General features: G+C 71.7%; 16 protein-coding genes. 13 read left to right on the top strand and 3 right to left on the bottom strand.

Features of this window, described 5'->3' with window-relative positions:
• Nucleotides 1–6 precede the first annotated feature (6 nt).
• Nucleotides 7–1,983, top strand: coding sequence for a threonine--tRNA ligase (thrS, locus tag KV205_RS17980; RefSeq protein WP_265865416.1), 1,977 nt, complete (start codon nt 7–9; stop codon nt 1,981–1,983).
• 17 nt (nt 1,984–2,000) lie between these two features.
• Here the strand turns inward: thrS and KV205_RS17975 are convergent, their stop codons facing one another.
• On the bottom strand, nt 2,001–2,687 hold the full coding sequence (locus tag KV205_RS17975) for a potassium channel family protein (RefSeq protein WP_265865415.1): 687 nt from the start codon (nt 2,685–2,687) through the stop codon (nt 2,001–2,003).
• Nucleotides 2,688–2,752: 65 nt separating this feature from the next.
• Here KV205_RS17975 and KV205_RS17970 point away from each other — a divergent pair, with 65 nt between their 5' ends.
• Nucleotides 2,753–3,316, top strand: coding sequence for an HIT domain-containing protein (locus KV205_RS17970; RefSeq protein WP_265865414.1), 564 nt, complete (start codon nt 2,753–2,755; stop codon nt 3,314–3,316).
• A gap of 89 nt (nt 3,317–3,405) precedes the next feature.
• On the opposite strand, the gene KV205_RS17965 is transcribed toward KV205_RS17970, so the two are convergent.
• Together KV205_RS17965 and KV205_RS17960 are read right to left on the bottom strand one after the other, a co-directional pair.
• Nucleotides 3,406–5,064, bottom strand: coding sequence for a hypothetical protein (locus KV205_RS17965; RefSeq protein WP_265865413.1), 1,659 nt, complete (start codon nt 5,062–5,064; stop codon nt 3,406–3,408).
• A gap of 275 nt (nt 5,065–5,339) precedes the next feature.
• A complete protein-coding gene (locus KV205_RS17960) occupies nt 5,340–7,541 on the bottom strand; it encodes an elongation factor G-like protein EF-G2 (protein WP_265865412.1) in 2,202 nt (733 codons plus the stop codon).
• Nucleotides 7,542–7,855: 314 nt separating this feature from the next.
• Between KV205_RS17960 and pgsA the strand changes: the two genes are divergently transcribed.
• The 11 genes from pgsA to yajC all read left to right on the top strand — a co-directional run bounded on the left by pgsA (nt 7,856) and on the right by yajC (nt 16,792).
• Nucleotides 7,856–8,515 (top strand): phosphatidylinositol phosphate synthase, encoded by a 660-nt coding sequence (gene pgsA / locus KV205_RS17955; RefSeq protein WP_265865411.1) that lies wholly within the window; start codon nt 7,856–7,858, stop codon nt 8,513–8,515.
• Entirely contained in the window at nt 8,512–9,468 is a 957-nt protein-coding gene (locus KV205_RS17950) for a phosphatidylinositol mannoside acyltransferase (protein WP_265865410.1), read from the top strand. Before pgsA ends, KV205_RS17950 begins: the two co-directional genes overlap by 4 nt.
• Nucleotides 9,465–10,622 (top strand): glycosyltransferase family 4 protein, encoded by a 1,158-nt coding sequence (locus tag KV205_RS17945; protein ID WP_265865409.1) that lies wholly within the window; start codon nt 9,465–9,467, stop codon nt 10,620–10,622. Before KV205_RS17950 ends, KV205_RS17945 begins: the two co-directional genes overlap by 4 nt.
• Before the next feature lie 74 nt (nt 10,623–10,696).
• On the top strand, nt 10,697–11,239 hold the full coding sequence (locus KV205_RS17940) for a hypothetical protein (protein ID WP_265865408.1): 543 nt from the start codon (nt 10,697–10,699) through the stop codon (nt 11,237–11,239).
• Between the two features lie 124 nt (nt 11,240–11,363).
• Nucleotides 11,364–12,278 carry a pyridoxal 5'-phosphate synthase lyase subunit PdxS gene (gene pdxS, locus KV205_RS17935; RefSeq protein ID WP_265865407.1) on the top strand — a complete coding sequence of 305 codons (915 nt, stop codon included), beginning with the start codon at nt 11,364–11,366 and terminating at the stop codon, nt 12,276–12,278.
• Between the two features lie 6 nt (nt 12,279–12,284).
• Entirely contained in the window at nt 12,285–12,875 is a 591-nt protein-coding gene (gene pdxT, locus KV205_RS17930; protein ID WP_265865406.1) for a pyridoxal 5'-phosphate synthase glutaminase subunit PdxT, read from the top strand.
• Between the two features lie 62 nt (nt 12,876–12,937).
• Nucleotides 12,938–13,690, top strand: coding sequence for a YebC/PmpR family DNA-binding transcriptional regulator (locus KV205_RS17925; protein ID WP_265865405.1), 753 nt, complete (start codon nt 12,938–12,940; stop codon nt 13,688–13,690).
• A 121-nt stretch (nt 13,691–13,811) separates the two neighbouring features.
• On the top strand, nt 13,812–14,342 hold the full coding sequence (ruvC, locus tag KV205_RS17920) for a crossover junction endodeoxyribonuclease RuvC (RefSeq protein WP_265865404.1): 531 nt from the start codon (nt 13,812–13,814) through the stop codon (nt 14,340–14,342).
• Nucleotides 14,339–14,971: a Holliday junction branch migration protein RuvA gene (gene ruvA / locus KV205_RS17915; protein WP_265865403.1), complete on the top strand. Its 633-nt coding sequence runs from the start codon at nt 14,339–14,341 to the stop codon at nt 14,969–14,971. The genes ruvC and ruvA overlap by 4 nt, the downstream gene beginning before the upstream one ends.
• Nucleotides 14,972–15,065: 94 nt before the next feature.
• On the top strand, nt 15,066–16,154 hold the full coding sequence (gene ruvB, locus KV205_RS17910) for a Holliday junction branch migration DNA helicase RuvB (protein ID WP_265865402.1): 1,089 nt from the start codon (nt 15,066–15,068) through the stop codon (nt 16,152–16,154).
• Between the two features lie 176 nt (nt 16,155–16,330).
• Nucleotides 16,331–16,792, top strand: coding sequence for a preprotein translocase subunit YajC (yajC, locus tag KV205_RS17905; protein WP_265865401.1), 462 nt, complete (start codon nt 16,331–16,333; stop codon nt 16,790–16,792).
• Nucleotides 16,793–16,943 lie beyond the last annotated feature (151 nt).

Below are 16,943 nucleotides of genomic sequence, written 5' to 3'. Positions count from 1 at the left end.
GCATCCGTGTCTGAAGTCCGTGTGACCGTCCAGTCCGCCTCCGGGCCCGAGGAGAGGACGGTGAGCGCGGGCACCACGGCCGGCGCGCTGTTCGCCGACGACCGCACCGTCATCGCCGCCCGCGTGGCCGGCGAGCTGAAGGACCTGTCGTACGAGCTCGCCGAGGGCGATGTCGTCGAGGGCGTCGAGATCTCCTCCGAGGACGGTCTCAACATCCTGCGCCACTCCACCGCGCACGTCATGGCGCAGGCCGTGCAGGAGATCTTCCCCGAGGCCAAGCTGGGCATCGGCCCGCCGGTCCGGGACGGCTTCTACTACGACTTCGACGTCGAGAAGCCGTTCACGCCCGAGGATCTCAAGACCATCGAGAAGAAGATGCAGGAGATCCAGAAGCGCGGGCAGAAGTTCGCCCGCCGCGTGGTCACCGACGAGGCGGCCCGCGCGGAGCTCGCCGACGAGCCGTACAAGCTGGAGCTCATCGGCATCAAGGGCTCCGCGTCGACCGACGACGGCGCGGACGTCGAGGTGGGCGGCGGCGAGCTGACCATCTACGACAACCTGGACGCCAAGACCGGCGAGCTGTGCTGGAAGGACCTCTGCCGCGGTCCCCACCTGCCCACCACCCGCAACATCCCGGCCTTCAAGCTCATGCGCAACGCCGCCGCCTACTGGCGCGGCAGCGAGAAGAACCCGATGCTCCAGCGCATCTACGGCACCGCGTGGCCGTCGAAGGAGGAGCTGAAGGCCCACCTCGACTTCCTCGCCGAGGCCGAGAAGCGCGACCACCGCAAGCTCGGCAACGAGCTCGACCTCTTCTCCATCCCGGACGAGATCGGCTCCGGCCTCGCCGTCTTCCACCCCAAGGGCGGCATCATCCGCCGGACCATGGAGGACTACAGCCGCAAGCGGCACGAGGAGGAGGGCTACGAGTTCGTCTACTCGCCGCACGCCACCAAGGGCAAGCTCTTCGAGAAGTCCGGCCACCTCGACTGGTACGCCGAGGGCATGTACCCGCCCATGCAGCTCGACGAGGGCGTGGACTACTACCTCAAGCCCATGAACTGCCCGATGCACAACCTGATCTTCGACGCGCGCGGGCGCTCCTACCGTGAGCTGCCGCTGCGCCTGTTCGAGTTCGGCACCGTGTACCGGTACGAGAAGTCCGGCGTCGTGCACGGCCTGACCCGGGCCCGCGGCTTCACCCAGGACGACGCGCACATCTACTGCACTCGCGAGCAGATGGCGGAGGAGCTCGACAAGACGCTCACCTTCGTCCTCAACCTGCTGCGCGACTACGGTCTGACCGACTTCTACCTGGAGCTGTCGACCAAGGACCCGAACAAGTTCGTCGGCTCCGACGAGGTGTGGGAGGAGGCCACCGCGGTCCTCCAGCAGGTCGCCGAGAAGCAGGGCCTCCCGCTCACCCCCGACCCGGGCGGCGCCGCGTTCTACGGCCCGAAGATCTCGGTGCAGGCGCGTGACGCCATCGGCCGTACCTGGCAGATGTCGACCGTGCAGCTCGACTTCAACCTGCCGGAGCGCTTCGACCTGGAGTACACGGCGGCGGACGGCTCGCGCCAGCGCCCGGTCATGATCCACCGTGCCCTGTTCGGCTCCATCGAGCGCTTCTTCGCGGTGCTCCTGGAGCACTACGCGGGCGCCATGCCGCCGTGGCTGGCCCCGGTGCAGGCGGTCGGCATCCCGATCGGCGACGCGCACGTCGAGTACCTGCAGGAGTTCGCCGCGGACGCGCGCAAGCGGGGCCTGCGGGTCGACGTGGACGCCTCGTCCGACCGCATGCAGAAGAAGATCCGGAACCAGCAGCGCCAGAAGGTGCCGTTCATGATCATCGTCGGTGACGAGGACATGAACGCGGGCACGGTCTCCTTCCGCTACCGCGACGGTTCGCAGGAGAACGGCATCCCGCGCGAGGACGCGCTGGCGAAGCTGGCCGACGTGGTGGAGCGCCGCGTCCAGGTCTGACGACCTGAGTGAGCGAGTCAGGAGGCCCCCGGGGATCCCCCCGGGGGCCTCTTCTCGTCCTCCCGGGTGAACACCTGGATCAGCCAGGACGAGAAGGAGCCGGTGACGGCGCCGAGCAGCGCGAGGCCGCAGGCCATCAGGCCCACCGCCACCACCCGGCCCCACGGGGTCACCGGGGTCACGTCGCCGTAGCCCACCGTCGCCAGGGTCGCGCAGGCCCACCACACCGAGTCGCCGAAGGTACGGATCGTCGCGCCGGGGGCGTCGTACTCGGCCTGGTAGACGGCGAGGGAGCCGGCGAAGCCGATCAGGACCGTCGAGATTCCCGCGTACGCCATGACGCGGGCGTAGAGGGTGAGTCGGGGCTGGTCGTGGCGGCGCTGCATCCGGTCGTAGAGGCGCACCACGCGCAGGGGGCGCAGCAGCGGCAGCACGAGGACGACGGTGTCGAGGAAGTGCCGGCGCACGAAGCGCCACGGGGCCAGGCCGCTGAACCGGAGGCGGACGACGTAGTCGACGACGAAGACCGCCCAGGAACCGAAGGTCAGCGCCAGACAGAAGTCCCGCCACGGCTCGGGGAGGTCGTGGGCGAGGACATGGACCGCGTACGCGCCGAGGTATACGAAGGAGGCCACGGCCAGCGGGGTCTCCATGCGCCGGTCCCAGCGCTCCTCCCGGGAAGGTGTCGGCGGCCTGTCGCTCATCCGATCAGCATGGCCCGTGCAGCGATCCTCCGCCCCGGCGACACGTTCCGAACGGGCGAAGCAATATGCTGCACAGCATGACGACTGAGCCGGAGCAGCAGATCGGAGTGGGGACGCAGGACGCGTTCCAGCGCCTGTGGACGCCTCACCGGATGGCGTACATCCAGGGCGAGAACAAGCCGACCGGGCCGGGTGCCGAGGACGGCTGTCCCTTCTGCACGATCCCGGCGAAGTCGGACGAGGACGGTCTGGTGATCGCGCGCGGCACCAGCGTGTACGCGGTCCTCAACCTGTACCCGTACAACGGCGGGCACCTGATGGTGGTCCCGTACCGGCACGTCGCCGACTACACGGACCTCGACGCGGCCGAGACGGCGGAGCTCGGCGAGTTCACCAAGCGGGCCATGGTGGCGCTGCGGGCGGCCTCGGGCGCGCACGGCTTCAACATCGGCATGAACCAGGGCACGGTCGCGGGCGCCGGGATCGCCGCGCATCTGCACCAGCACGTGGTGCCCCGCTGGGGCGGGGACACCAACTTCATGCCGGTGGTCGGTCACACCAAGGTGCTGCCGCAGCTGCTGGCCGACACCCGGAAGATGCTGGCCGACGCCTGGCCGGCCGGCCTCTGAGCCGTACGGGAGGTACGAAGGCCCGGTCCCGGATCTCCGGGGCCGGGCCTTCGGCGTCACGGGGCGGGGCCGGGCCGGGGCCCGGGGCGCTACGCGTCGTAGACGTCGGCCTTCTTCGGGCCCGGGTCCTGGATGCCGCCGCTGAGGACCAGCGAGCGGGCGGCGAAGCGCTCGGTGTCGACGTTGTGCTCGTCGAGGACCCGGAGGGTCGCCGCGTGCACCGCGCGCAGCACCGGCGTGGCGGTGCGGATGGCGTCGTCCGCCATGAAGCGGTGGCGCCAGGGCTGGCCCGCCCAGGCGTGGCGCAGGCCGAAGGGCTCGGGCAGTACGAGCTTGCCGCCGAGGAAGTCCAGGATCGGCGGGAACCAGGTGAGCGGGGCGCGCACGGCCTGGCGGACCACGTCGTCGGTGTCGGTCAGCGGCAGTTTGATCTCGCGGGTCTCCCAGAACCTGACGGTCTTGGAGACCTCCTTGGTCTTCGCCTTCGGCTTGGTCGTGAAGAGGCCGTGGACCGGGCCGAGGGCGTGGCCGGTGACCTCGACGCGCAGCGTGTGGTGGAGGGAGGTGACGGTCACCATCATGGTGAGGACGAGCTGTCCGTCCCAGAGGGTGAACTGGACCCCTAGATAGTGGCGGTTTCCACTGCCGAACTGCTGGTCGTTGCAGATGCGCTGTATCTCGTGCGGCTTCACCTGGAAGTGCACGATGTTCTCGCCCTCGGGGCGGGCGACCTCGTCGGCGCCCTCGCCGACGGGCGAGACGATCCAGTGCTTCACGGTCGGCTTGGGGAAGCCGGTCTTGAGCGAGCCGCGTTCGAGGAGGGTCAGTTCGGTGTGGATCTGGCGGACCACGTCCCAGGCGCGGAAGTCGTGGATCTCCTTGCCCTCGCGCGGGACCAGCTCCTCGGCCATGGTCCAGCTGCCCCAGCGGGTGCCCATGCCCAGTATTCCCTTGGGGCCCGCGTAGAAGACGACGTTGGACTGCTGCTCGGCGCCCAGCTTCTCCAGGTTGACGCGCAGGTCCTCGGCGGTCTTCTCGGTGGGGTCCTTGGGCACGGCCTCGGGGATCGTGGCCCCGAGGCCGCCGCCGCTGAGCAGCGTGGTCCAGCGCTCGCGCAGGTCCTTGGCGGTGTTCTCGCAGATCTGCCGGGCCAGGTACCAGCCGACGACCGGCGCCACGATCATGGCGCGGAGGTAGTTGGGCAGCACCCCGTCGAAGGGCAGCTTGATCAGGACGAGCAGCGCGAAGAGGCCGGCCGCGACGAGGAGGGCGGTGCCGATGGCGCTGGTGCGCTTGTTGTCGGAGCCGGCGGCGGTGCGGCGCAGCCAGATGACGCCGAGCCAGATCAGCAGGCCGGGCAGGAACAGCACGCCGAAGACGAGGGTGACCAGGGTGAGGCGGACGTCGCGCCGCTTGCGGATGCCGTTGGCGGCGAGGCAGTGCTCGACGACGGGCTGGGGGTCGGCGCCGAAGGACTGGATGAGCGGCTTGCGGGCGCCGCCGAGCAGCCGGACCTGGACGGCGCGGGAGAAGGCCTCGCCGAGGTCGGGCCGGAAGAGCTTGTGGGCCTTGCCCTCCTTGACCGTCGACTTGTGGAGGTCGTTGTTGGCTTCGAGGATCGCCTCGACCGGGCTGTCGCGGTACGCGGCGGAGGCGAGGGCATGGGTCGCCGCCGTAGTCGCGTCCGAGCCCTGGAGGGGAATCTGTGCCCCGGGTCCGAAACTGCCGATCGTCACTGCCGCCCCCATCGCCACGGTTCCTGTGCGGGCTGTTCCCAACTGCCGCGCCCCGCACACCTTCTGAGCTGGGCACCACAGCGTAACCGGGTGGCGACGGATGCGTCACCGGAGCGTGCGGAGGCGGCCGAATGCACGAGGGGGCGGCCGAATGCCGCCCACCGGAGGGGAGTTGGCGAGCGGCACCGGCTGTCGGAGGGTCAGGAACGGTGGGGTGTCAGGAACCGCGCAGTTCAGGAACAGGGCGCGTCAGGAACCCGGCCCACGGATCGGGCTCAGGACTCGGGTCAGGCGGCGGCCTCCGTGCGGAGCTTCTCCGCCAGCTGCGGCGGCATCGCCTCGTGCCGGGCGTAGGAGCGGTCGAAGGTGCCGGTGCCGTGCGAGACGGACCGCAGATCGACCGCGTACCGCCCGATCTCGATCTCCGGCACCTCCGCGCGCACCACGGTCCGGCCGGGACCGGCCTGTTCGGTGCCGACCACCCGGCCGCGCCGGGTCGACAGATCGCTCATCACCGCGCCCACGTAGTCGTCGGGGACCATGACGGTGACCTCGGCGACCGGTTCCAGGAGGTGGATCGGCACCTCGGCCGCCGCCTCCCGCAGGGCCAGCGCGCCGGCCGTCTGGAAGGCCGCGTCGGAGGAGTCCACCGAGTGCGCCTTGCCGTCCCGCAGGGTGATCCGGATGTCGACCAGCGGATAGCCGGCCGCGACCCCGCGGGCCGCCTGCGCCCGGACGCCCTTCTCGACGGACGGGATGAACTGGCGCGGCACCGCGCCGCCCACCACCTTGTCCACGAACTCGATGCCGCTGCCCGGTGGCAGCGGCTCCACCTCGATCTCGCAGATCGCGTACTGGCCGTGCCCGCCGGACTGCTTGACGTGCCGCCCGCGCCCGGCGGCGCCGGCGCCGAAGGTCTCCCGCAGCGACACCTTGTGCGGGACGGTGTCGACCTGGACGCCGTACCGGCCGCGCAGCCGCTCCAGGGCCACGTCCGCGTGCGCCTCGCCCAGGCACCACAGCACCACCTGGTGGGTGTCCTGGTTCTGTTCGAGCCGCATCGTCGGGTCCTCGGCGACCAGCCGGGCGAGCCCCTGGGAGAGCCGGTCCTCGTCGGCCTTGCTGTGCGCCTCGATCGCCAGCGGCAGCAGCGGCTCGGGCATCCGCCACGGCTCCATCAGGAGCGGGGCGTCCTTGCCGGACAGGGTGTCGCCGGTCTCCGCGCGGCCCAGTTTGGCGACACAGGCGAGGTCGCCGGCCACACAGTGGGCGAGGGTGTTCTGCTGCTTGCCGAAGGGGGCGGTCAGCGCCCCGATCCGCTCCTCCACGTCGTGGTCCTCGTGCCCCCGGTCGGCGAGCCCGTGCCCGGAGACGTGCACCGTCTCGTCGGGCCGCAGCGTCCCGGAGAAGACCCGGACCAGGGAGAGCCGTCCCACGTAGGGGTCGGAGGAGGTCTTCACGACCTCGGCGACCAGCGGACCGGCCGGATCGCACACCACCGCCGGGCGCGCCTGCCCCTCGGGGGTCGTCACGGCCGGGGCCTCGCGCTCCAGCGGGCTGGGGAAGCCGCCGGTGATCAGCTCCAGGAGCTCGACCGTGCCCAGGCCCTGCTTCCCGCCGTCCGCCGCCGGGGCCGCGGCGAGCACCGGGTGGAAGGAGCCGCGCGCGACCGCCTTCTCCAGGTCGTCGATCAGGGTCTTCAGGTCCACCGCCTCGCCGCCGAGGTAGCGGTCCATCAGGGTCTCGTCCTCGCTCTCGGCGATGATCCCCTCGATCAGCCGGCCCCGGGCCTCCTCGATCAGCGGCCGCTGCGCCGCGTCGGGCGGGTCCTCCCGCCGTACCCCCGTGGAGTAGTCGAAGATCCGCTCCGTGAGCAGTCCCACCAGGCCGGTGGCCGGGGCGTGTCCGTCGGCGCCCTCGGCGCCGCGCACGGGCAGATAGAGGGGGAGGACGGCGTCCGGGTCGTCGCCGCCGAAGTGCTGGCCGAGGAGCTCGGTGAGCCGGGTGAAGTCGGTGCGCGCCGTGTCCAGGTGGGTGACGACGATCGCCCGGGGCATGCCGACCGCCGCGCACTCCTCCCACACGGCGCGGGTGGAGCCGACCACGGCGTCGGCCTCCTGCGCGGCCGAGACGACGAAGAGGGCCGCGTCCGCCGCGCGCAGACCGGCCCTCAGTTCCCCGACGAAGTCGGCGTATCCGGGTGTGTCCAGGATGTTGATCTTGTAGCCGCCCCATTCGACGGGGACGAGCGAGAGCTGTACGGAACGCTGCTGGCGGTGCTCGATCTCGTCGTAGTCGGAGACCGTCCCGCCGTCCTCGACGCGGCCGGCCCGGTTGACCGCGCCCGCGGTCTGCGCCAGTGCCTCGACGAGGGTCGTCTTTCCCGATCCGCTGTGGCCGACCAGCACCACGTTCCGCACGGCCGAGGGCCGGTCGGCCGTTGGAGCCCTGCCGGCGGCTCCGGAGCGGGGGTTCGCCTTGTCGCCCATGATGTTCCTCCCGACTGCTCGTACGGTGAGGCGGGGCGCGGGCCCCGGGGGAGCGGCGGCACCTGGCGGCGTACGGCCACCTGTCGCGTGCGGCTCGGCTCCGACCGACGCCCGCGGTTGTCCTTCGAGCTTTGCACCGACGTCACGGTGCGTCCATACGTCGTACGCGCGGCGGCCCGCGGCCGGCCCCGCACGGCGGGGGCGACGCGGCGGGCGGGTGCCGCCGCTGCGGCGGGGGCCCGCGTGGCTACGATGGGCGGGCCGGTGGTCGTAGGGGCCGCGCGGCCCACGAACATCGGGAAGGCCACAAGGCCATGCTGAACAAGTACGCGCGTGCGTTCTTCACGCGTGTCCTCACACCGTTCGCCGCGTTTCTGCTCCGCCGGGGCGTGAGCCCCGACACCGTCACGCTCATCGGCACGGCCGGCGTCGTCGTCGGCGCGCTGGTCTTCTTCCCCCGCGGAGAGTTCTTCTGGGGGACGATCGTGATCACGCTGTTCGTCTTCTCCGACCTGGTCGACGGCAACATGGCCCGGCAGGCCGGGGTCTCCAGCCGCTGGGGCGCCTTCCTCGACTCGACCCTCGACCGGGTCGCCGACGGGGCGATCTTCGGCGGTTTCGCGCTCTGGTACGCGGGCAAGGGCGACGACAACGTGCTGTGCGCGGTCGCGATCTTCTGCCTGGCCAGCGGCCAGGTGGTGTCGTACACCAAGGCGCGTGGTGAATCGATCGGCCTGCCGGTGGCCGTGAACGGCCTCGTCGAGCGCGCCGAGCGCCTGGTGATCTCGCTGGTCGCCGCCGGCCTCGCCGGACTGCACGGCTTCGGCGTGCCCGGCGTCCAGGTGCTGCTGCCGATCGCCCTGTGGATCGTGGCGGTCGGCTCGGCCGTGACGCTCGGACAGCGGGTCGTGACCGTGCGCAGGGAGTCGGCGGAGGCGGACGCCGCCGCCCGGGGGAGCGAGGCGACGTCATGAGCGGTCTGAAGGACCGGGTGGCCGACGGCCTGTACGGGCTCGGCTGGGCCACCGTGAAGAAGCTGCCCGAGCCGGTGGCGAAGGGCCTCGGCCGCCGCATCGCCGACACCGCGTGGAACCGGCGCGGCAAGAGCGTGCTGCGCCTGGAGGCGAACCTCGCCCGGGTGGTGCCCGACCCGACGCCGCAGCGGCTCCAGGAGCTGTCGAAGGCCGGCATGCGCTCGTACATGCGCTACTGGATGGAGTCGTTCCGGCTGCCCACCTGGAGCAAGGAGCGGGCGGCGGGCAGCTTCGACCCCAAGGACGTGCACCACCTGACCGACGGGCTCGCCTCCGACCGGGGCGTCATCCTCGCCCTGCCGCACATGGCGAACTGGGACCTCGCGGGGGTGTGGGTGACCCGGGCGCTCGGCGTGCCCTTCACCACCGTCGCCGAGCGGCTGAAGCCGGAGACCCTCTTCGACCGCTTCGTCGCCTACCGCGAGTCCCTCGGCATGGAGGTGCTGCCGCACACCGGCGGCTCCGCCTTCGGCACGCTTGCCCGCCGGCTGCGGGCCGGCGGCCTGGTCTGCCTGGTCGCCGACCGCGACCTGTCGTCCTCGGGCGTCGAGGTCTCCTTCTTCGGCGAGCGGACGCGGATGCCCGCCGGGCCCGCGATCCTCGCCCAGCAGACCGGCGCGCTGCTGCTGCCCGTGACGCTCTGGTACGACGAGACGGACGTCATGAAGGGCCAGGTGCACGCCCCGATCGAGGCGCCCGGGTCAGGTACGCGGGCCGAGAAGACGTCCTCCATGACGCAGGCCCTCGCCGACGTCTTCGCCGAGGGCATCGCCGAGCACCCGGAGGACTGGCACATGCTGCAGCGGTTGTGGCTCGCGGACCTGGAGCGGCGCCCGGAGGGCCAGGACGGGCGTCCGGAGGAGCAGCGCCCGGAGGGGGAGCGGACCGCGTGAAGATCGGGATCGTCTGCCCGTACTCCTGGGACGTGCCGGGCGGCGTCCAGTTCCACATCCGGGACCTCGCGGAGCATCTGATCCGGCTCGGCCACGAGGTCTCCGTCCTCGCGCCCGCCGACGACGAGACCCCCCTGCCGCCGTACGTGGTGTCGGCCGGCCGCGCGGTCCCCGTGCCGTACAACGGCTCCGTCGCCCGGCTCAACTTCGGCTTCCTGTCGGCGGCCCGGGTGCGGCGCTGGCTGCACGAGGGCACCTTCGACGTGGTCCACATCCACGAGCCGGCCTCGCCCTCGCTGGGCCTGCTCACCTGCTGGGCGGCGCAGGGCCCGATCGTGGCCACCTTCCACACCTCCAACCCGCGCTCGCGGGCGATGATCGCCGCGTACCCGATCCTCCAGCCCGCCCTGGAGAAGATCAGCGCGCGGATCGCGGTGAGCGAGTACGCGCGCCGCACCCTGGTCGAGCACCTCGGCGGCGACGCGGTGGTCATCCCCAACGGCGTCGACGTCGACTTCTTCGCGCGGGCCGAGCCGAAGAAGGAGTGGAGCGGGGGAACGCTCGGCTTCATCGGCCGGATCGACGAGCCGCGCAAGGGCCTGCCCGTCCTCATGCGCGCGCTCCCGAAGATCCTGGCCGAGCGGCCCGACACCCGGCTGCTCGTCGCCGGCCGCGGCGACGAGGAGGAGGCCGTCGCCTCCCTGCCGAAGGAGATGCGCTCCCGGGTCGAGTTCCTCGGCATGGTCAGCGACGAGGACAAGGCGCGGCTGCTGCGCAGCGTCGACGTGTACGTCGCCCCCAACACCGGCGGCGAGAGCTTCGGCATCATCCTCGTCGAGGCCCTCTCGGCGGGCGCCCCGGTCCTCGCCTCCGACCTCGACGCCTTCGCCCAGGTCCTCGACCAGGGCGCCGCCGGCGACCTCTTCGCCAACGAGGACGCCGACGACCTCGCCGCCCGCGCCGTCGCCCTCCTCGGCGACGCCCCCCGCCGCGAACAGCTCCGCGAACGCGGCTCGGCCCACGTCCGCCGCTTCGACTGGTCGACGGTCGGCGCGGACATCCTCGCCGTCTACGAGACGGTGACGGACGGCGCGGCCTCGGTGGCGACGGACGAACGGGCGGGCGGGGGCCTGCGGGCACGCCTGGGGCTGTGAGCAGGCGCGCACCGCGCGTCTGAGTGCGAGGTGCGGGCGGGGACGCCGCCCGCGCCCCGGTAGCCTGTGCGCCCGTGACCGAAACCCTGATCTGGACCGTGGCCGCGCTGATCCTCATCGGCGTCTACCTCAGCTGGACGGCCGGGCGGCTCGACCGGCTGCACACGCGGATCGACGCGGCCCGCGCCGCGCTGGACGCGCAGTTGCTGCGGCGGGCGTCGGTCGCGCAGGAGCTCGCCACCTCCGGCGTGCTCGATCCGGCGGCCTCGATCGTGCTGTACGAGGCGGCGCACGCGGCCCGGCAGGCCGAGGAGGACCAGCGGGAGGTCGCCGAGAGCGAGCTCAGCCAGGCGCTGCGCGCCGTGTTCGGGGAGCCCGAGCAGGTCGAGCTGGTGCGGGCGGCGCCGGGCGGCGAGGAGGCCGCGGGGGAGCTCGCGGCGGCCGTGCGCCGGGTGCCGATGGCCCGCCGCTTCCACAACGACGCCGTACGGGCGGCCCGGGCGCTGCGACGGCACCGCAAGGTCCGCTGGTTCCGCCTCGCGGGCCACGCCCCCTTCCCCATGGCCTTCGAAATGGACGACGAACCCCCCGTCGCACTTGCGGATCGTCCGGCCTGAGCGCCGATCACCTTCGTAACCGGCGAAAACGATCCACCGGGTGCACATTGGCCCTTGCTGTGGACCGCTCGCGGCCTGTTTCCTCACTCTTGTCGTCAACCCCGTTGTCACATGTGAGGTACCCGTGTCCAGCACGCCTTCCACCACCGCCCAGTCCCCCGAGACCGGCACCGCCCGCGTCAAGCGCGGCATGGCCGAGCAGCTCAAGGGCGGCGTGATCATGGACGTGGTCAACGCCGAGCAGGCGAAGATCGCCGAGGACGCCGGCGCCGTCGCCGTCATGGCCCTGGAGCGGGTCCCCGCGGACATCCGCAAGGACGGCGGCGTGGCCCGGATGTCCGACCCGAACATGATCGAGGAGATCATCGGCGCGGTCTCCATCCCGGTGATGGCCAAGTCCCGCATCGGCCACTTCGTCGAGGCCCAGGTCCTGCAGTCCCTCGGCGTCGACTACATCGACGAGTCCGAGGTCCTCACCCCGGCCGACGAGGTCAACCACTCCGACAAGTGGGCCTTCACCACCCCCTTCGTCTGTGGCGCCACCAACCTGGGCGAGGCCCTGCGCCGCATCGCCGAGGGCGCGGCCATGATCCGCTCCAAGGGCGAGGCCGGCACCGGCAACGTCGTCGAGGCCGTCCGCCACCTGCGCCAGATCAAGAACGAGATCGGCCACCTGCGCGCCCTCGACCACAACGAGCTCTTCGCCGCCGCCAAGGAGCTGCGCGCCCCGTACGAGCTCGTCAAGGAGGTCGCCGAGCTCGGCAAGCTGCCCGTCGTGCTGTTCTCCGCCGGTGGTGTGGCCACCCCGGCCGACGCCGCGCTGATGCGCCAGCTCGGCGCCGAGGGCGTCTTCGTCGGCTCCGGCATCTTCAAGTCGGGCGACCCGGCCAAGCGCGCCGCCGCCATCGTGAAGGCCACCACCTTCTACGACGACCCGAAGGTCATCGCGGACGCCTCCCGCAACCTGGGCGAGGCCATGGTCGGCATCAACTGCGACACCCTCCCCGAGGCCGAGCGCTACGCGAACCGTGGCTGGTAAGCACCGATGAGCAGCACTCCCACGATCGGTGTCCTGGCTCTCCAGGGCGACGTACGGGAGCACCTGATCGCCCTGGCCGCGGCTGACGCCGTGGCCAGGCCGGTCCGGCGCCCCGAGGAGCTCGCCGAGGTCGACGGCCTCGTCATACCCGGCGGCGAGTCCACCACCATCTCCAAGCTGGCCGTGCTCTTCGGCCTCATGGAGCCGCTGCGCGAGCGGATCGCCGGCGGCCTGCCCGTCTACGGCACCTGCGCCGGCCTGATCATGCTCGCCGACAAGATCCTCGACCCGCGCTCGGGCCAGGAGACCTTCGGCGGCATCGACATGATCGTGCGCCGCAACGCCTTCGGACGGCAGAACGAGTCCTTCGAGGCCGGGGTCACCGTCGCAGGAATAGACACCCCCGTCGAGGGCGTCTTCATCCGTGCCCCCTGGGTGGAGTCCGTCGGCGCCGAGGTCGAGGTGCTCGCCGAGCACGAGGGCCACATCGTCGCCGTACGGCAGGGCAAGGCCCTGGCGACCTCGTTCCACCCCGAGCTCACCGGCGATCACCGGATCCACCAACTCTTTGTGGACATGGTGCGCACCGAGCGGTGACCCGATCCTTGTAGGATCTCTGGGGTTCGTTCAGAAATTGGTTACGCGAAGGAGACAGGCAGATGTCCGGCCACTCTAAATGGGCTACGACGAAGCACAAGAAGGCCGTGATCGACGCCAAGCGCGGCAAGCTCTTCGCGAAGCTGATCAAGAACATCGAGGTCGCGGCCCGCACCGGCGGCGCCGACCTGGACGGCAACCCGACGCTGTTCGACGCCGTGCAGAAGGCGAAGAAGCAGTCGGTCCCGAACAAGAACATCGACTCGGCGATCAAGCGCGGCGGCGGCCTCGAGGCCGGCGGCGTCGACTACGCGACGATCATGTACGAGGGTTACGGCCCGAACGGTGTCGCGGTGCTCATCGAGTGCCTCACCGACAACCGGAACCGTGCCGCCTCCGACGTGCGCGTCGCCATGACCCGCAACGGCGGCTCGATGGCCGACCCGGGCTCCGTGTCGTACCTGTTCAACCGCAAGGGCGTCGTCATCGTCCCCAAGGGCGAGCGGTCCGAGGACGACGTCCTGGAGGTCGTGCTCGAAGCCGGCGCCGAGGAGGTCAACGACCTCGGCGAGAACTTCGAGATCATCAGCGAGTCCACCGACCTGGTCGCGGTCCGCACCGCGCTCCAGGAGGCCGGCGTCGACTACGACTCGGCCGAGTCCAGCTTCGTCCCGACCCTCCAGGTCGACCTCGACGAGGAGGGCGCGCGCAAGATGTTCAAGCTGATCGACGCGCTCGAGGACAGCGACGACGTGCAGAACGTCTACGCCAACTTCGACGTCAGCGACGAGGTCATGGCGAAGGTCGACGCCTGATCCACGGCAGTTTCAGCAGCGGGCCGACGGGGACACACCCCGTCGGCCCGCTGCTTTGTGCCGCGTTGTCAGTGGCAGCGGATAGCCTGCACAAACAGACTTGCGATCAGGGAGGGGCCGCGTGCGCGTACTCGGGGTGGACCCGGGACTCACCCGGTGCGGCGTCGGCGTCGTCGAGGGCGTCGCCGGACGGCCGCTCACCATGCTCGGCGTCGGTGTCGTCCGCACCCCGGCCGACGCCGACATCGGCGTCCGCCTGGTCGGCATCGAGCGCGGCATCGAGGAGTGGATCGACCGCTTCGAGCCCGAACTCGTCGCCGTGGAGCGGGTGTTCAGCCAGCACAACATGCGTACGGTGATGGGCACCGCGCAGGCCAGCGCCGTCGCCATGCTGTGCGCCGCCCGCCGCGGACTGCCCGTCGCCCTGCACACCCCCAGCGAGGTCAAGGCCGCCGTCACCGGCAGCGGCCGCGCCGACAAGGCGCAGGTCGGCGCCATGGTCACCCGGCTGCTCCGGCTCTCCGCGCCGCCCAAGCCGGCCGACGCCGCCGACGCCCTCGCCCTCGCCATCTGCCACATCTGGCGCGCCCCCGCCCAGAACCGCCTCCAGCAGGCCGTCGCCCTGCACGCCTCGAAAGGCCGCACGTCATGATCGCCTTCGTCAGCGGCCCGGTCGCCGCCCTCGCCCCCACGACCGCCGTCGTCGAGGTCGGCGGCGTCGGCATGGCCGTCCAGTGCACCCCGAACACCATCGCGGGCCTCCGGATCGGCGAGCACGCGCGCCTGGCCACCTCCCTGGTCGTCCGCGAGGACTCGCTCACCCTGTACGGCTTCGCGGACGACGACGAGCGGCAGGTCTTCGAGCTGCTGCAGACCGCCAGCGGCGTCGGCCCCCGCCTCGCCCAGGCCATGCTCGGCGTGCACAGCCCCGACGCACTGCGCCTCGCGGTCTCCACCGGCGACGAGAAGGCGCTCACCGCCGTGCCCGGCATCGGCAAGAAGGGCGCCCAGAAGCTCCTCCTCGAACTGAAGGACAAGCTCGGCGCCCCGCTCGGCAGCAGCGGCCTGGTCGGCCAGCAGCGCGCCGTCGCCACCGGCCCCGCCCCCTGGACCGAACAGCTCTCCGCCGCCCTCATCGGCCTCGGCTACGCGAGCCGCGAGGCCGAGGAGGCCGTCGCCGCCGTCACCCCGCAGGCCGAGGCCGCGATCGCCTCCGGCGTTTCGGCGCCGGTCCCGCAGCTGCTGCGGGCGGCGCTGCAGACGCTGAACCGCGCCCGCTGACGTCCGAACCGGGGGCTCCGCCCCCGGACCCCCGCGCCTCGAACGACGGCCGGGCCGGATCTTCCACCGCACCACCACCACGAAGGCAGACCACGTGAACTGGGACGACGAGACGGACACCGCCGCGGAGCGGATCGTCGGCGCCGCCGCCGAGAGCGACGACCAGGCCGTCGAGGCCGCGCTGCGCCCCAAGGACCTCGGCGAGTTCATCGGCCAGGAGAAGGTGCGCCAGCAGCTCGACCTGGTCCTCAAGGCCGCCCGTCAGCGCGGCGCCACCGCCGACCACGTGCTGCTCTCCGGCGCCCCCGGCCTCGGCAAGACCACCCTGTCGATGATCATCGCCGCCGAGATGAACGCGCCGATCCGGATCACCTCCGGCCCCGCCATCCAGCACGCCGGCGACCTCGCCGCGATCCTCTCCTCCCTCCAGGAGGGCGAGATCCTCTTCCTCGACGAGATCCACCGGATGTCCCGGCCCGCCGAGGAGATGCTCTACATGGCGATGGAGGACTTCCGCGTCGACGTCATCGTCGGCAAGGGCCCCGGCGCCACCGCCATCCCGCTCGACCTGCCGCCCTTCACCCTGGTCGGCGCCACCACCCGGGCCGGCCTGCTGCCGCCCCCGCTGCGCGACCGCTTCGGCTTCACCGCCCACATGGAGTTCTACGAGCCGCACGAGCTGGAACGGGTCGTCACCCGCTCCGCCGGACTCCTCGATGTCGCCGTCGACCCGGCCGGCGCCGCCGAGATCGCCGGCCGCTCCCGCGGCACCCCGCGCATCGCCAACCGGCTGCTCCGCCGCGTCCGCGACTACGCGCAGGTCAAGGCCGACGGCGTGATCACCCGCGAGATCGCCGCCGCCGCCCTCGGCGTGTACGAGGTGGACAGTCGCGGCCTCGACCGCCTCGACCGCGCGGTCCTGGAGGCGCTGCTCAAGCTCTTCGGCGGCGGCCCGGTCGGCCTGTCCACCCTCGCGGTCGCGGTCGGCGAGGAGCGCGAGACCGTCGAGGAGGTCGCCGAGCCCTTCCTCGTACGGGAGGGTCTGCTCGCGCGCACGTCCCGTGGCCGGGTCGCCACGCCCGCCGCCTGGAGCCACCTCGGACTGGTTCCGCCGCAGGCAGCGGGCCCGGGCGGGGCCGGAAGCGGAGGGGGAAAGGGACAAGCGGGGCTGTTCGGGATGTGACGAAGGGGTGACGGCGCGGATAGTCGCCCGGTCAGGAACCACGGTGCCATGCTGGGCGTTGTTCCATCGATGCGGACTCGCCTAGACTCCGCCGTTGCCGCCCTTTCTGGTCGGCGTACCCACCCCCGAAGATCAGGCCGCGGTTCCTCCGCGACCGTGCGAAGGAAACCCGTCCCGTGAACATCGTGACCCTCCTCCCCTTCATCGTCCTCATCGGGGCCATGTTCCTGATGACCCGCTCCGCCAAGAAGAAGCAGGCGCAGGCGGCTCAGATGCGGAACGAAATGCAGCCCGGCACCGGCGTACGCACCATCGGGGGGATGTACGCCACCGTCAAGGAGATCGGCGACGAGACCGTTCTCCTCGAGGTCGCGCCCGGCGTGCACGCCGTCTACGCCAAGAACGCGATCGGCGCGGTCCTCGAGGACTCCGAGTACAACCGGATCGTCCACGGTGACGACGACAGCGAGACCGAGGCCGTCGTCCCGGACGACGCCTCCTCGCTCACCGGGGACGCCGACGACGCCAAGGGCCAGGAGGGGGCGGCCAAGGCCGACCTGACCAAGAAGGACGCCGCTCCGGCGGACGCCGAGGTCGAGAAGGACGGCAAGGCCGACGGGGAGACCGAGGCGAAGTAATCGCCTCCGGGGTGCACGCGGACGCCCACCGGCGTCCGCCGCCCCGGAACGGTTCCAGGTCTGCGGGGGCAGGTCCCCACACACACTTCGTGGCCGTCGCGCGCTTACCCGGCGCGGGGCGGTTTGGACAGGGAGAAACGACAGGTGGCAG

The organism is Streptomyces sp. SKN60 (assembly GCF_026236535.1).
Lineage (GTDB): Bacteria > Actinomycetota > Actinomycetes > Streptomycetales > Streptomycetaceae > Streptomyces.
This window is presented reverse-complemented; position numbering and strand designations above follow the sequence as displayed.

Excerpts from the sequence above, each read along its gene's own strand:
- KV205_RS17975 (WP_265865415.1), bottom strand. The coding sequence starts at position 2,687 with ATGAGCGACAGGCCGCCGACACCTTCCCGGGAGGAGCGCTGGGACCGG.
- KV205_RS17970 (WP_265865414.1), top strand. The coding sequence starts at position 2,753 with ATGCTGCACAGCATGACGACTGAGCCGGAGCAGCAGATCGGAGTGGGG.
- KV205_RS17965 (WP_265865413.1), bottom strand. The coding sequence starts at position 5,064 with ATGGGGGCGGCAGTGACGATCGGCAGTTTCGGACCCGGGGCACAGATT.
- KV205_RS17960 (WP_265865412.1), bottom strand. The coding sequence starts at position 7,541 with ATGGGCGACAAGGCGAACCCCCGCTCCGGAGCCGCCGGCAGGGCTCCA.
- pgsA (WP_265865411.1), top strand. The coding sequence starts at position 7,856 with ATGCTGAACAAGTACGCGCGTGCGTTCTTCACGCGTGTCCTCACACCG.
- KV205_RS17950 (WP_265865410.1), top strand. The coding sequence starts at position 8,512 with ATGAGCGGTCTGAAGGACCGGGTGGCCGACGGCCTGTACGGGCTCGGC.
- pdxT (WP_265865406.1), top strand. The coding sequence starts at position 12,285 with ATGAGCAGCACTCCCACGATCGGTGTCCTGGCTCTCCAGGGCGACGTA.
- KV205_RS17925 (WP_265865405.1), top strand. The coding sequence starts at position 12,938 with ATGTCCGGCCACTCTAAATGGGCTACGACGAAGCACAAGAAGGCCGTG.
- ruvA (WP_265865403.1), top strand. The coding sequence starts at position 14,339 with ATGATCGCCTTCGTCAGCGGCCCGGTCGCCGCCCTCGCCCCCACGACC.